The organism is Thalassococcus sp. BH17M4-6, from assembly GCF_049323015.1.
Classification (GTDB): Bacteria; Pseudomonadota; Alphaproteobacteria; order Rhodobacterales; family Rhodobacteraceae; genus Puniceibacterium.
Map to the genome: position 1 here is coordinate 267,261 of NZ_JBMPGU010000002.1, position 14,254 is coordinate 281,514.

Consider the following 14,254-nt stretch of genomic DNA (forward strand, 5'->3'; position numbering starts at 1 on the left):
TCTGGGGACGTGTCGTGGGCAGATGTACGGCGCGCGCGGCGCGGGCTCTGGCGGAAATGCGGCGGGTGCAGCGATCTTTCCGACATCGGCGATATCGCACGCCGCCGCGGTTCAGATATCCTTCATCAGCCGCAGCGCGTCATAGACCGCGGCATGGGTGTTGCGGGCACTGACCGCGTCGCCGATGCGGTAAAGCTGGAAACTGCCGTCGTGCTGCCCGGCGGGCTGCGGACGGGCCGCCACCATCGCATCCTGATCCACCGCGCCGCGGTTCGTGCTAAGCGGCTTGAGGTCGAAATACAGCTCGTCCAGCGGAATGGTGCCGTGGTTGACGACGACCTGGTCGAAGTCGCGTTCTTCACGATGGTTCGAATAATCGGTGCCGATCACGGCCGTGAGCATGTTGCCGTTGCGGCGCACATCCATCAGCCGGTAGGTCACGGTAAACTTGACGTCCTTGTCCTGAAGGCTGCGCATGTAGGGCACCAGGTTCATCGCCATCACGTCGGGCGAAAAGCTGCGGTCGGGGGTCATGATCTCGACATGCGCGCCGGTTTTCGCAATCTTTTCGGCAGCTTGCAGGGCAGGGTGGTCGCCAGCGTCGTCATAGACCAGAACTCGGGAGCCTGGCTTCACATCGCCCGATATGATGTCCCAGCTTGACACGACGAGGTCGTTGCCGGTCTCCAGCACCTCGGTATGCGGCATGCCGCCGGTGGCCACGATCACCACGTCCGGGTCGAGCGCGGTGACGTCGTCTGCCTCGGCATAGGTGTTGAAGTGAAAGGCCACATCGCGGGCGGCGCATTGCGCCATGCGCCAGTCGATGATGCTGATCATCTCGCGCCGCCGTTCGGACTGCGCGGTCAGGCGGATCTGCCCGCCCGGGTTGGGGGCGGCTTCGAACACCGTCACATCATGGCCGCGTTCGGCGGCGACACGCGCGGCCTCGAGCCCGGCAGGCCCGGTGCCGACGATGACCACCTTCTTTTTCACCTCAGCAGGGGAAATCTCGTGCGGCATGGTCAGCTCGCGCCCCGTCGCGGCGTTGTGGGTGCAAAGCGCATCGCCCGCCTGGTAGATCCGGTCGAGGCAATAATTCGCACCGACGCAGGGCCGGATGTCGTCCTCGCGGCCCTCCATGATCTTCCTGACCACCATCGGGTCTGCCATGTGCGCGCGGGTCATGCCCACCATGTCCAGCAGGCCCGAGCTGACCGCATGGCGTGCGGTGGCCACATCGGGTATTTTCGCGGCGTGGAACGTGGGCATCCCGGTCTCGCGACGAATGGTGCCGGCGAAATCCAGGTGCGGCGCGTTCTTCATCCCCTGCACGGGAATCACGTCCGTCAGCGCCGCGTCGGTTTCGATATGGCCGCGGATCACGTTGAGGAAGTCCACCTGGCCGGTGTCGCGCAGGCGCTTGGAAATCTCGATCCCTTCTGAGGCGGTGATGCCACCGGGGGCCGCCTCGTCGGCGGTATAGCGCAGGCCGACGATGAACGCGTCGCCGACGCGCCTGCGGATGGCATCGAGCACGTCGAAGGTAAAGCGCAGGCGGTTGTCCAGCGACCCGCCATAGGGCCCGTCCAGCGTGTTGGTCCGCTCGGACCAGAACTGGTCCATCAGGTGGCCGTAGGCCTGCAATTCGATCCCGTCGAGCCCCGCCGCCTGCATCCGCTCTGCCGCATCGGCGTAATCGGTGATGATCCGCGCGATGTCGTAGTCTTCGAGCTTTTTCGGAAACGCCCGGTGCGCCGGTTCGCGTTCGTGGCTGGGGGAAACTGCGGGCAGCCAGTCGCCCTTGTTCCAATGGGTGCGCCGGCCCAGGTGGGTGAGCTGGATCATCACCGCGCAGCCGTGTTCGTGGCAGGCATCGGCCAGCTTTTTCATCCACGGCACCACCTCGTCCTTGTAGGCGAGGATGTTGTTGAAGACGGGCGGAGAGTTGCGCGACACCGCCGCCGACCCGGCGGTCATGGTCAGCGCCACACCGGCCTTGGCGCGCGCCTCGTGGTAGGCGCGGTAGCGGTCCTTGGGCATCCCGTCCTCGGGATAGGCCGGCTCGTGGCTGGTGGTCATGATCCGGTTCTTCAGGGTCAGATGCTTGAGCTGATAGGGCTGAAGCAGTGGGTCGCGGGATTGGACGGCGGCGGTGGCTGGCTGGGACATGGGGACTCCGCTCAAGATGTTTCGCCCTCTCTGCGGCGTGGGGGCTGAGTCGCACAAGCGCGAAAAAATTCATGGAGGCTTAGCCTGAATAATGCTTTCATGCGGCGCGGCATGCTATAGCCACGCGGAACCGGGGTTATGGCGAAGGACACCTAATGGGACGGCGGCCTTACGATCTGCCCTCGCTCAGCGCGCTGACCGCGTTCGAGGCGGCGGCGCGCCATGTGAGTTTCAAGCGCGCGGCTGCCGAACTGAACGTGACCCCCGCCGCCGTCAGCCACCAGATCAAGGCGCTGGAGGCGGAACTGGACCGGGTGCTGTTTCAGCGCAATCCGCGCGGGGTGGAGCTGACCGAGGCAGGCGCGGTGCTGCTGGTGGCCCTGCAGCGCGGGTTCGAACAGATGTCCGACGGCATCGCCCAGATCCGCCTGCAACCGGATGCAGAGGCGGTCAGCATCCAAGTCACCACGGCGATGTCGTCGCTCTGGCTTACTCCGCGGCTGTCGCAGTTCTGGAAAGTACACGGCAACATCCCGGTGTCGCAGAACGTGACCGACACGCCCGGCACGTCGGTGCGCACCGACCTCAGCATTGTCTACGGCGACGTCGGCGACGAAGCGGCGGACCAGCGGTTGCTCTTCAAGGACCGCATTTCCGCCATGGCGAGCCCCGCCTTTGCCGCCACCGCCGACATCCGCGGGCTTGACGATCTGGCGCGGTTACCGCTCATCCATCTGAGCGCCGCGAACCGCAGCTGGACGGGCTGGAACGGTTGGGCCGGGGCGCTGGGCTATGACGGGCGGCTGGGCGGCGGGTTGCAGGTGAACAACTACTTCACCGCGCTGCAGGCGGCCTGCGACGGCATGGGCGTGGTGCTGGTCTGGGAACGGCTGACGCGGGGCATGATCGAAAGCGGCAAGCTGGTGCGGGTGCTGCCCGACGTGGTCGAGGCGCCGCTGGGCTACCGCATCGTGGCCCGGCGCGGTGCGCCCGCGCGGGCGTTGCGCCTGCGCGATTGGCTCGTCGCGTCGGCGGGGTAGGGGCGGCGTTGCCGCCCCTTGGTGCCGTCGCTGCTGCGGACCGGCTATTCCGCCTGGGCCGAGGCTGAGGCCGTCCGCAGTTTCCAACCCTCGATCAGCGTGCCCTCGGTCTTGAGCCGTGAGGCCAGGTAGTAGAGCCGCTGCGTGGCGGGGCCGCCGGGCGCGGTTTCGAACCGTTGTTTGAGGTAATAGGGCGGGATCGCTTGGGAATAGAGCGTCGCCGTCACCGTCACCTGCGTCGGGTCGGTGCCCTGCGGCAGGGCGATCCGGTATTCGGTCTGGTCCGATCCGGGGATGAAATCCGGATCCTGCGTCGCGTTGCCTTCGGGCAGGGTGGCCTTCATGAAGGCGGCGCTGACCTCGCTCTTGCCGAATTTGGCCTCGAACGCGGGCGTGCCCGGCGTCAGCGTGCCCAGCGGGGTCAGGCGGTTGTCCTTGGGGTGGAAATCGCGGTGCACGAAGCTGGTGGTGAACTCCTTTTTGGCGTTCTGGCTCAGCTCTTCATAGATCTGCACCTGGGTCTGGTCGGAAATCACCCGGTGGTGCGGCTGATAAAGCGCCACGGTTTCGCCCGGCGGGACAACATCCAGAAATTCGGTATCAAGCGGCTGGCCATCCGGCCCGGTGATCACCCCGGCGGCGTTGGAACAGCCCGAACACCACAGCGTGTCGCCGTCCTGCCCGACCGCGCGCACCTCGAGGAACGCGCGGCGGAAACCGACGCCCGAGGGCAGCCGATGGCCGGTCTTGTTGCTGACGCCGACCTCTGCCACCAGACCGCCGTAGCCTTGGCTGACCGTCAAAGTCACGTCCGCGGTTTCATTCGCGGCCTGCAGCGCCATGGTGTCGAGCGCCAGCTGCGCCCCGTTGGTGGCCGAGGTCATGGGGTCGGTGCGGCTCATCCCCATCTCGGTCGAGAACTGGCGGATCATCTCGACCATATAGGCGTTGAGCCCGACGAAATTGTGCCGCTTGTAGCCGTCGCGGAAGGGCACCGTCACCTCGTCCGTGGGCAGCAGGTTGGCCACGTCCGGCAGGGTCGCATCCTGGATCGACGCGATCTGCGTGGTGATGCTGTCGAGGCTGATCTTGCCGTCAACGCTCTGGAAACTGCCCTTCATGTGACAGTCCTGACAGGATTGCGCCGTGCCCTCTTCGTTGTAGATCGAATTGACCCATTCAATATAGGTTGCCTGTTCCACCGAATGCTGGAAATCCAGCAGGCCCTGCGGAAAGGTCACGCCGTATTCGGCATTCAGGAACGCGGCGCCATTGGCGGCGGCGTCGTTGAACACCTTCTGATCGGCCTCGGTATAGGGCTCCAGCGGCGTGTCGGTGGGCGCGTCGACATTGGGCAGGTTGATCGTGTGGCACGCGCCGCATAGCTGGCTGTCCTTGATGTAGTCCGACTGCACCGGAGTGATGCCCATGGCGTTCTGCATCGGTTTCACCGCCACGTCCGAAAACGGCCCCTGCAACTCGTCCGACTTGTTCAGACGAAAGACGCCGGTGGTGCCGTTCATCAGGTAGGTGTCCAGCCGGTTGTAGTCTGGCTGGCCTTCGGCTTTTTCCGGCGGGGCGATGTGGTGGCAGACCGCGCAGGAAATGCCTTCGCGCGCCAGATTGCCGTATTCGTGGTAATCGAAGGTTCCGTCGTCTTTCTGCTTTTTCAGCTCCGTCTCGTTCAGCGGATCGTGCAGCAGGGTGTAGGCGACCTTGAAATTGTTCGGATCCAGACCTTTGTCCGGCATCGCATGGGCGTCGATCTGCAACTGCCGCTGGCCCATTGCCCCATGGCAGGACAGGCAGGTCGTGCCCAGGTTCGACGACAGTTCTGGCGTTCCGGCGGCTTCGAGCAGGGCGAATTCGGATTCGAGCTGTGCGAAAAAGATCGGATCGCGCCCCGCAAGGCCCATCGGCGACCACCGCCATTCACCGTATTCCGAGATGTTGTAGCCGTCGCCGTATTTCGGCCCGGTCTGCAGGAACATCGTGTTGCCATAGGGCGCGCCGCCCAACCCGCCGTGACAGCCCAGGCAGTTGTCAGAGCTCAGGAAATGCTGCGGCTCACCGGGGCGCGCGGCGACGTGATCCAGCCATTCGCTGGGCAGGCGCTGCACATCGCCGGGCGGGACATCGACGCCGCCGGTGGGCGGGAACATCTCTAGAAAGACTGGATTGACCGCCACCGGCGACGGTTTCGCCTCGAGGTCGGAAGCGGCCAGCGCTTCGGGGTCGTGGAAATAATCCTCGATCAAGGCGATCTCGCTTTCGCCCATGGCGGGGCGCTGCCAGGGCGGCAGGTTGAAGGGGCCGGGCTTGAAATTCTCGAGCTTGCGCCAGCTTTCGTCGACGCGGAAGATCAGCGGCTCGCCCTCGTAACCTTCGACATTGTCGAGGGAGGAAAAGATCAGTTCTTCTGCGGCAGAGGCGTGACAGCGCATGCAGGTGCCCGCACCGACCTGGCCGGTGGGCGGGGTATAGGGCGGCTCGAAACTGTCAAGTGTCGCCTTCTGATCGACCGAGGCAAAGAACCAGCCGCCGTGACTGACCGAACTGTCCTTGACCATCACCGTCCAGTTGAGCCCGCCAGCCTCGCGCAGGTAGGCCAGCATCTCTTCTTCGACGCGGTCAGGATCGTCGGGGTGTTTGCGCACCAGATCGGCGCGGAATTCGGTGTAATGGGCCGATGGCGAGGCCACCATTTCCTTGACCACCATCGCCCCGTCGGGAATGGCGCCCTTGCGCCCGCCCTCAAGCCAGGTCAGCACCTGCGGGGAATAATAGATGCGCACCGCCGGGTGCACGCCGTAGTTGGTATCAAGGACGAAAGGCCCGGTGTCGCGCCAGGATTTGTCGCGCACCCATCCCAGATCGGCGAATTCGCGGTCCGCGATAAAGGGATAGAGCTGACGTTCGTAGTTCAGCAGCGGCAGGGACGACGGCAGCGGCAGGCCCCCGGCGCCGGTTTGCGTCTGCGCCAGGGCCGGGGCGGTGGCGAACCCCAGAAAAAGAGCGGCGAGGGCGGCAATGCGTGTCATGAAATGGCTCCTTGCTATGGGCGAAGGATGCCGGGACAGGGGCGTTGTGACAACTCCTAATTGCATAAAATGTCGCACCTGCACCGAAGTGGTGCATCCTGGGCTTTTCGGGCGCCCGCAGGCGGCCCCCGAATCCGCCCTTTGCAATGCGGCCCCATCCCCCTAGCATCCCGGATCAGAGAAGACTTCCCAGGAAACCGGAGGCAGAATGGACGATGTCACACAGCGTCTGGCCGACCGGCTGGCGCGGATCCGGGCAGAGCGGAACCTATCGCTGGATCAACTGGCGGCGCTCAGCGGCGTCAGCCGGGCAACCCTGTCGCGGCTGGAAAAGGCCGAAGCCAGCCCCACGACAGCGGTTCTGTCGCGGCTTTGCGCCGCCTACGGCCTGAGCCTGTCGCAGCTCATGGCGACGGTCGAAGACGGATTTGCCGCGCATATCCGCCGCGCGGACCAGTTCGTGGCGCGAGAGGGCGGGCAGGGCTACGTGCGCCGCCAGGTGTCGCCCGCAGGCGGCGGGCTGGCGGCAGAGGTGCAGGATTGCCGCCTGGCCGCCGACACCGAGTTGCGCCAGGACGCGCCATCGGTGCCGGGGCAGGAACACCACCTGATCCTGACCTCGGGCAGTCTGCGGGTCGAGCTGGATGGCCGGGCGCATGACCTCGAACAGGGGGACAGCCTGCGCTACCGGCCGCATGGGCCCTTGCGCATCGCTGCAGGACCGGAGGTGGCCAAGTACCTGCTGATCCGCGTGTCGCACTGACGCGTTTCGGGGCCCGCCTTGACCCTTGCCACCACATCCTAGATATCAGGGCCAACGCGACCCAAGGCGGGACTTTCATGACCCAAAGCGTCATCACGGACAGCCATTGCCACCTGGATTTCCCGGATTTCGACAGCGAAAGGCCGGAGGTGATCGCGCGCGCGGTCGCGGCCGGGGTGCACCGGATGGTCACGATCTGCACGCGCCTGCGGCTGGAACCCCAGGTGCGTGCCATCGCAGAGGCACATGACCCGGTCTTTTACGCCGCTGGCACCCACCCGATGAGTGCGGCGGACGAACCCATGGCCACGGTCGATGAGCTGGTGGCGCTCGCGGAGCATCCCAAGTTCGTGGGCATCGGGGAATCGGGGCTCGACTATCACTACACAGCCGACAGCGCCGAGGTGCAGCAGCGGTCCCTGCGGGTGCATATCGAGGCGGCGCAGGCCACCGGCCTGCCGCTGATCATCCATGCCCGCGCCGCCGACACGGACATGGCGCGGATCCTGACCGAAGGATACCGCGCGCAACCCTACGCCTGCGTCATGCACTGCTTTTCCTCCGGCGCGGAACTGGCGCGTGCGGCGCTTGATCTGGGGTTCTACCTGTCGATGTCGGGCATCGCCGCCTTTCCCAAAAGCCAGGAGCTGCGCGATATCTTCGCCGCCGCCCCGCTGGACCGGGTGCTGGTGGAAACCGACAGTCCCTACCTTGCCCCGCCGCCCTATCGAGGCAAACGCAACGAGCCTGGCTACAGCGTGCACACAGCCGCGGTCGGGGCAGAGGTCTTCGGCATCGACTACGCGGACTTCGCCGCCGCGACCGAACGCAACTTCGAACGCCTGTTCGCCAAGGCCGCCGCGCACAAGGCCGCCGCATGAGCGGCGAGATGCGGTTCACCATCCTGGGCTGCGGCTCCTCGGGCGGGGTCCCGCGGCTGGGCGGGCACTGGGGCGACTGCGACCCAGAAAACCCGCGCAACACCCGGCGCCGCTGTTCGATGCTGGTCGAACGCGAGACAGAGGATGGCCTCACCCGGGTGCTGATCGACACCTCGCCCGATCTGCGCGCGCAGCTTCTGGGCGCAGGCGTCGGAGAGCTTGACGCGGTGGTCTACACCCATGCCCATGCGGATCACGTGCACGGCATTGACGACTTGCGGATGATCGTCTTCAACATGCGCGCGCGGTTGCCGGTCTATGCCGATGCCGACACGCGCGCAGCGCTGCTCGATCGGTTCGGCTATGCTTTCGTGCAGCCCGAGGGCAGTTCCTATCCGCCGATCCTCGACATGAACGACATCGACGGCCCGTTCGAGATTTCCGGCGCGGGCGGGGCGGTGCCCTTCGCGCCATTCCGCGTGAATCACGGTGGCATGGATGCGCTGGGGTTCCGCATCGGCGGGCTGGCCTATCTGCCGGACGTCGCGCAGATCCCCGAGACGGTCTGGCCACAGCTCGACGGGCTGGACTGCTGGGTGCTTGACGCGCTGCGCCGCACGCCGCATCCGACCCATGCGCATCTGGCGCGGTCGCTGGAATGGATCGACCGTGCCGCCCCGCGCCGCGCGGTGCTGACCAACATGCACATCGATCTGGACTATGCCACGGTCGAGGCGGAAACGCCCGACCACATCACACCCGCCTATGACGGCATGGTGCTGCGGTTCGCGCTGTGACCGGACCTGCCGCGCAGGGAACGGAGGTGCGCCGTGCAAGCCCTGCTTGACGTGATCCTGCCGGTTTTTCTGGTGATCGGTTTCGGCTATGCCGCCGTCTGGCGCGGGCTTTTCGCCGACAGCGCCGTCGACGGGCTGATGTCCTTCACCCAGAATTTCGCCATTCCCTGCCTGCTGTTCCGCGCCATCTGGACACTGGACCTGGGGCAGAATTTCGACCCGCTCATGCTGGTCAGCTTCTACACAGGTTCGGCCACCGGCTTTGTCCTCGGCCTGTTGGGCGCGCGCTATGTCTTTGGCCGCGACTGGGAGGATGCGGTGGCCATCGGCTTTTGCTGCCTGTTCGCCAATTCGCTGCTTCTGGGCCTGTCGATCACCGAACGGGCCTACGGCGATGCGGCGCTCGAGGCGAACTATGCCATCATCGCGCTGCATTCGCCGTTCTGTTACGGCATCGGCATCACCGCGATGGAGATCGTGCGGGCGCGCGGCACGTCCGCGGCGCGGCTTCCGGTGACGGTGCTGAAGGCGATGTTCCGCAACGCGCTGGTGATCGGCATCGCTCTCGGGGTGATCTTCAACCTGGGCGGGGTGGACCTGCCCGCGCCGGTCACCGATGCGCTGGACATGATGATCCGCACCGCGCTGCCCGCGGCGCTGTTCGGCATGGGTGGGGTGCTTTACCGCTACCGGCCCGAAGGCGACGGGCGCGTGATCGCCTATGTCTGCGTGGTGGTGCTGATCGTGCACCCGGCGATCACCTGGACACTGGGGCGGGTCTTCGATCTGCCGGTGGCGGCCTTCCGGTCGGCGGTGGTGACGGCGGCGATGGCCCCGGGGATCAACGCCTATGTCTTTGCCAACATGTACGGCCGCGCACGGCGTGTGGCGGCATCTTCGGTGCTGGTGGCGACGGGGCTGTCACTGGGCACAACCTGGGTCTGGCTGGCGATCCTGCCGTAGGGATCGCCCGTACCGGGCGATACGAGAGACGCTGTCTCTCGTGCTCTCTGGAGTTTCAGCCAAGAAGAAGGGGCGACCTCAGGGGCGGGCGGTCGCCTGCATGTGCAGCAGCGTGTCGAGCACGAGGTTGGCCGGGTCGAGGTTGACGGCGCGGCCGTGGCGCAGCCGGTCGCCCGAAGTCTGGGCCAGCTGCGCCCAAAGGCGGCCCGCACGGGCGTCGGGGGCAAGGCGGGACAGGATGCGCGCCTCGTCCGGGGCGGCCTGCAGGTCCGGAGGCGCGCCGATGACGCCGGTGCGCGCCAGCCGGGCCAGCGCGATGTCCAGCAGAGTGACGAGCAGGTCGAGCCGCGCCTCGGCCCCGCGCCCGGCGGTGGACTCTGCCAAGGCGATGGCGCGGGGACGGTCGAGGTCGGGCAGGCTGGCCAGCACCGCCACGAGGCTCGCGTAGAGTGCGAGGCCATCAAGGTTCAGCAGCCGGATCGCATCGCCCACCGACCCGGCGGAGAGCTGCGACAGCGCCGCCGCCTGGTCGGGAAGCACCGTGACCCCCGCCTGTTGCAGGGCCGTCGCCATGTCGTCCGGGCTGAGCGGCGACAGGCGCAGTTCGCGGCAGCGCGAGCGGATGGTGGGCAGAAGCCGCGCGGGCTGGTGGCTGACCAGCAGCAGCGTCGTCCGGGCGGGCGGCTCTTCCAGCAGTTTGAGGATGGCGTTGGCGGCATTGGGGTTCATCTCGTCGGCGGCATCGACGATCACCACCCGGCGCCCGCCGTCGGTCGAGGAGAGCGCGAAGAACTGCTTCACATCGCGCACCTCATCGACCGTGATCACCGCCCGCAGCCGCTTGGCCTTGTCGTCCCAGCCGCGCCGGACCAGTTTCAGCCCTGGTTCGGACATCGCGAGCGTGCGGCGCATCACCGGGTGGTCCGCGGCGATGTCGAGGGTTTGTGGCGGCGGAGGCGCGCCGAAAAGACCGTCGTCGCCCGCGGCTGGGGTGGCCAGCAGGAACCGGGCGATACGCCAGGCCAGCGTCGCCTTGCCGAGGCCGCGCGGGCCGGTGATCAGCCAGCCGTGATGCAGCCGGTCGGCGCCGTAGGCGTCGAGGAAAGCGCGTTCGGCCGGGCCCTGACCGATGAGGGCGGGCGTTTCGCGCGGATGCGGCGCGCCGTCGACGCGGTCGGGTTCCGGATGCACGTCATCGCTCATGCCAGATGCGCCGCGACCGTGGCGGCCACATCGCGGGCCACCGCGTCTTCGTCCCGGTTGCCGTCGATGACGCGGATGCGGTCAGGGAATTCATCCGCCAGCGCCAGGAACCCGGCGCGCATCCGGTCCTGCAGGCCCTGGCCGAAATCCTCGAACCGTTCCTCGAGCGTGGCGCGGGCCTTGGCCCGGCCCAGAGCCTGTTTCGGGTCCATGTCGATGAGCAGGGTCAGGTCGGGCTCTGCCCCGATCATCAGGTCGTGTAGTGCGTCGACCTTGCCGCGCAGATCGCCGCGCGACAGGCCCTGGTACATCCGCGTGCTGTCGGCAAACCGGTCGCAGATCACGATCCGGTCGGCGGCGAGCGCCGGGCGGATGGTGCGTTCCAGGTGGTCGCGGCGCGCCGCAGTGAAAAGCAGAAGCTCGGTTTCCGCCGACCAGCGGTCGGGATCGCCCTGCAGGACAAGGGCGCGGATTTCCTCGGCACCGGTGCTGCCGCCCGGTTCGCGGGTCAGCACGACCTCGCGCCCCGCCGCCTGCAGGGACGCGGCCAGCCGCCGCGCCTGAGTGGATTTGCCGGAGCCGTCGATCCCTTCGAAGCTGACGAAAAGGCCCTGTGCCGTCACATCGTTCCCTCGGGCGCGGGGCCGTTGTTCAGCCGCCGCAGCAGGGCGGTCGAGACGTTGATCATCCGATCGACGAACCCGCCGCGTGGCACGGCGCTTTCGGCCACCAGGCTCACGCGGTGTTCGGGCAGGCCTTCGGGGCGGATGATCAGCTCGGCCAGCTGCTGACCCGCGCTGATCGGCGCCTGTAGCGGGCCGGTATAGACCACCTCGGCATCGAGCGGCGCGCCGGTCAGGACCGGCACCAGCAGGGTCACATCTTCGGTCGTGACCAGCCCCACCGTGTCTTCGGCGCCCATGAAGACCTGCGCATCGGCCACGCGCTGCCCGGCGGTTGTCAGCTTCTTCTCGGCGAATTGGCGAAAGGCCCAGTTCACGATCGCCTCGGATTCCTCGGCGCGTTCGCGCGTGCTGCCCAGCCCGGTGATGGCAAAGATCACCCGGCGGTCGCCCTGCTTGGCCGATCCGACAAGGCCATAACCCGCCGCCTGTGTGTGCCCGGTCTTGAGCCCGTCGGCCCCGATGCCAAGCCCCAGCAGCGGGTTGCGATTGCTGACGTTCTGCGGCGCGCGGCCGTCAAAGGCAAAGGTCTGTTCGGCGAACATCGGGTAGAAGTCGGGAAAGTCGCGGATCAGGTGGCTGGCCAGCAACGTCAGGTCGCGCATCGACATGTGGTGGCCTTCGGCGGGCCAGCCGTTGGAATTCTTGAAGGTCGAACTGGTCATACCCATCTGCTGCGCCCTGCGGGTCATCAGCTCGGCAAAGCCGCGTTCGGTGCCATCGGGGCTCAGCGCCTCGGCGATGACGGCGCAGGCGTCGTTGCCCGACAGGACCACGATGCCGCGCAGCAGATCCTCGACCTTCACCCGGTCGGTGGTGTCGAGGAACATGGTCGAGCCGCCGTAGGACATCGCGTGCTGGGACACCGGCAGACGTTCGTCAAGCTGCAGCCGCCCGTCGCGCACCGCCTCGAACGCCATGTAAAGCGTCATGAGCTTGGACATCGACGCCGGCGGCAGCGCCTCGTCGGCATTCTTGGCCAGCAGCACGGTGCCGGTGGTGAAATCCAGAACGAAGGCGGCGCGCGCCTTGGTGTCGAAGGCCTGTGCCGGCAGCGCAAGGCAGACCAGCGCGGCCAGGGCGGCCAGAAACGGGCGAAGGGCGGGGATCATGGGCAGCTCCCTTGAGGAATGTGGCGTCAGGCCGGGGCGGCGTCAGTCGGTGACGGCATAGGCGTCGCCAAAGCCGCTGGCCTTGATCTTTTTCAACAGTGCGTCGATTTCGGATTTGGTCTGCGCCGGGCCGACCAGCACGCGCCAGAACGTCTTGCCGCTCGACGATTGCTTTTTCACCGTCGGCACCATGCCCGCCTGCCGCATCGCGGTGGCAGTGTTCTCGGCATTGGCCTCGACGCTGAAGATTCCGATCTGAATGAAAGGCTTCGCCAGGCTCGAGGGTTGCGGCTGCGGTCTGGGGGCAGGCGCGGCGGCCGGTGCGGGGGCCGCGGCCGGGGCGGCGGCGATGGCCGCGGCGGCTCCGGTGGCCACCGGATCGGCGGGTTCGATGGTGCCTGCGTCCACGTCCGACGGGGCGGCCAGAGTGGTCGTGGCAGGTTGCGGCGTGGCGGGGGCGTCGGTCACGGGCTCTTCGGCCTCTTCGCGACGCAGAGCGACGACGTTGAGGTTGGTGGGCTGGCCCGCCAGCATGCCAAGGGCCGCGGCGGCGTCCGAGGAGATCTGCAGGCGCGGTCCTGGGGTTTCGCGTTCGCGGCGGAAAAGCGCGCCGATCACGAACTTGCCGTTCTGTTCGTTGCGAATGATGATCCGCTCGGGGGCCTTGACGTCGGGATGCGCGGCCCAGACCCCGCCCAGCGACGGGCGGCCATCCCACAGCCCTGCTTCGGTGGCCTCAAAGACCTCGGGTGCCTCGATGTCACGCTCGACTGTGCGGGAGGCGCGGCTTGCCGGTTCAGAGCCTGCGGCATCCGTCTCACGCGGCTGCAGGAAGCCCGGCATCTGGCCGTCTTCGCAGGCGGTCAGGGCGGTAAGGCCCACGAGCAAAGCCATGCTCCGCAGCGTCCAGCCATGCTGCCGCGTTGTTCCGAAATCCCTGCTCATTCCGTGCCCCTTAGCCTGATATCGTGCATCCGGTCCGGGGCTTCGCTTTGCCGGGTTTTCCCGGTCCTGGACCCCGTTTGCAGATGTAACTGCGCCTCGCGTGCGCGCAGCTTAGCGGCAATGGCGCGCCAAGAAAAGACCACTGCCCCGTCTCGGCGGATTTTCCCGACCACCGGCTTTCAGAATCGCGTGAGCGGGGCTATTCCCGAACGACCGGAGGTTTGGCAGAGTGGTCGAATGCGGCGGTCTTGAAAACCGTTGGGCGTGAGAGCGTCCCGTGGGTTCGAATCCCACAGCCTCCGCCACGACATGCGCTGGCGCACTGAATTCAGATGGTAGCTCTTGGAAGCCTTGGCGTTTCCGCCTTTTTTGAGGTTACCCGATAACGTCCATCTGGATGCGCGCGTTATGACCAAAGACCGACTGCCGCATCTTTGACCGGACAGAGTAGGATTTCCGGCGCCTGCACCAATCGGCGGCACTCTCTGTGTCCATCCGCATCCCCTCAGCCAGGCCAGCGCTGACCGCCTCCCGACGACACTAGCGCGCCTACCCGGGCGAGAGCTGTTTCCGTCAGGGTTGGCGCCGCTGTCCGGGCCACCCGCCAAAATACCGATCTGATGCGTTTTCCGGCTTGTCGGATGCGCGGACCCG

At 66.7% G+C, this 14,254-nt stretch carries 11 protein-coding genes and 1 tRNA gene; 6 read left to right on the plus strand and 6 right to left on the minus strand.

Features of this window, described 5'->3' with window-relative positions; genetic code table 11:
• Positions 1 to 111 precede the first annotated feature (111 nt).
• Positions 112 to 2,172, minus strand: coding sequence for an FAD-dependent oxidoreductase (locus ACOXXX_RS03770; RefSeq protein WP_422825213.1), 2,061 nt, complete (start codon positions 2,170 to 2,172; stop codon positions 112 to 114).
• 155 nt (positions 2,173 to 2,327) lie between these two features.
• Here ACOXXX_RS03770 and ACOXXX_RS03775 point away from each other — a divergent pair, with 155 nt between their 5' ends.
• Positions 2,328 to 3,212 (plus strand): LysR substrate-binding domain-containing protein, encoded by an 885-nt coding sequence (locus tag ACOXXX_RS03775; RefSeq protein ID WP_422825214.1) that lies wholly within the window; start codon positions 2,328 to 2,330, stop codon positions 3,210 to 3,212.
• Between the two features lie 44 nt (positions 3,213 to 3,256).
• Here the strand turns inward: ACOXXX_RS03775 and ACOXXX_RS03780 are convergent, their stop codons facing one another.
• Complete coding sequence (locus ACOXXX_RS03780) at positions 3,257 to 6,253, minus strand: hypothetical protein (RefSeq protein WP_422825215.1); 2,997 nt, start codon at positions 6,251 to 6,253, stop codon at positions 3,257 to 3,259.
• Between the two features lie 208 nt (positions 6,254 to 6,461).
• On the opposite strand from ACOXXX_RS03780, the gene ACOXXX_RS03785 reads away from it, so the two are divergent.
• The 4 genes from ACOXXX_RS03785 (at position 6,462) to ACOXXX_RS03800 (ending at position 9,657) form a co-directional block, all read left to right on the plus strand.
• Positions 6,462 to 7,016, plus strand: coding sequence for a helix-turn-helix domain-containing protein (locus ACOXXX_RS03785; RefSeq protein ID WP_422825216.1), 555 nt, complete (start codon positions 6,462 to 6,464; stop codon positions 7,014 to 7,016).
• A gap of 77 nt (positions 7,017 to 7,093) precedes the next feature.
• A complete protein-coding gene (locus ACOXXX_RS03790) occupies positions 7,094 to 7,897 on the plus strand; it encodes a TatD family hydrolase (RefSeq protein ID WP_422825217.1) in 804 nt (267 codons plus the stop codon).
• Positions 7,894 to 8,694 (plus strand): MBL fold metallo-hydrolase, encoded by an 801-nt coding sequence (locus ACOXXX_RS03795; RefSeq protein ID WP_422825218.1) that lies wholly within the window; start codon positions 7,894 to 7,896, stop codon positions 8,692 to 8,694. The genes ACOXXX_RS03790 and ACOXXX_RS03795 overlap by 4 nt, the downstream gene beginning before the upstream one ends.
• A gap of 33 nt (positions 8,695 to 8,727) precedes the next feature.
• Positions 8,728 to 9,657 carry an AEC family transporter gene (locus ACOXXX_RS03800; protein WP_422825219.1) on the plus strand — a complete coding sequence of 310 codons (930 nt, stop codon included), beginning with the start codon at positions 8,728 to 8,730 and terminating at the stop codon, positions 9,655 to 9,657.
• Positions 9,658 to 9,735: 78 nt separating this feature from the next.
• Here ACOXXX_RS03800 and ACOXXX_RS03805 read toward each other — a convergent pair whose 3' ends face one another.
• The 4 genes from ACOXXX_RS03805 to ACOXXX_RS03820 are packed head-to-tail and all read right to left on the minus strand — an operon-like array spanning position 9,736 to position 13,600.
• Complete coding sequence (locus tag ACOXXX_RS03805; RefSeq protein WP_422825220.1) at positions 9,736 to 10,860, minus strand: DNA polymerase III subunit delta'; 1,125 nt, start codon at positions 10,858 to 10,860, stop codon at positions 9,736 to 9,738.
• Complete coding sequence (gene tmk, locus ACOXXX_RS03810) at positions 10,857 to 11,483, minus strand: dTMP kinase (RefSeq protein WP_422825221.1); 627 nt, start codon at positions 11,481 to 11,483, stop codon at positions 10,857 to 10,859. The genes ACOXXX_RS03805 and tmk overlap by 4 nt, the downstream gene beginning before the upstream one ends.
• Positions 11,480 to 12,655 (minus strand): D-alanyl-D-alanine carboxypeptidase family protein, encoded by a 1,176-nt coding sequence (locus tag ACOXXX_RS03815; protein WP_422825222.1) that lies wholly within the window; start codon positions 12,653 to 12,655, stop codon positions 11,480 to 11,482. The genes tmk and ACOXXX_RS03815 overlap by 4 nt, the downstream gene beginning before the upstream one ends.
• 42 nt (positions 12,656 to 12,697) lie before the next feature.
• Positions 12,698 to 13,600, minus strand: a complete 903-nt coding sequence (locus ACOXXX_RS03820) for an SPOR domain-containing protein (RefSeq protein ID WP_422825223.1) — start codon at positions 13,598 to 13,600, stop codon at positions 12,698 to 12,700.
• Positions 13,601 to 13,815: 215 nt separating this feature from the next.
• Between ACOXXX_RS03820 and ACOXXX_RS03825 the strand changes: the two genes are divergently transcribed.
• Positions 13,816 to 13,905, plus strand: a tRNA-Ser gene (locus tag ACOXXX_RS03825).
• Positions 13,906 to 14,254 lie beyond the last annotated feature (349 nt).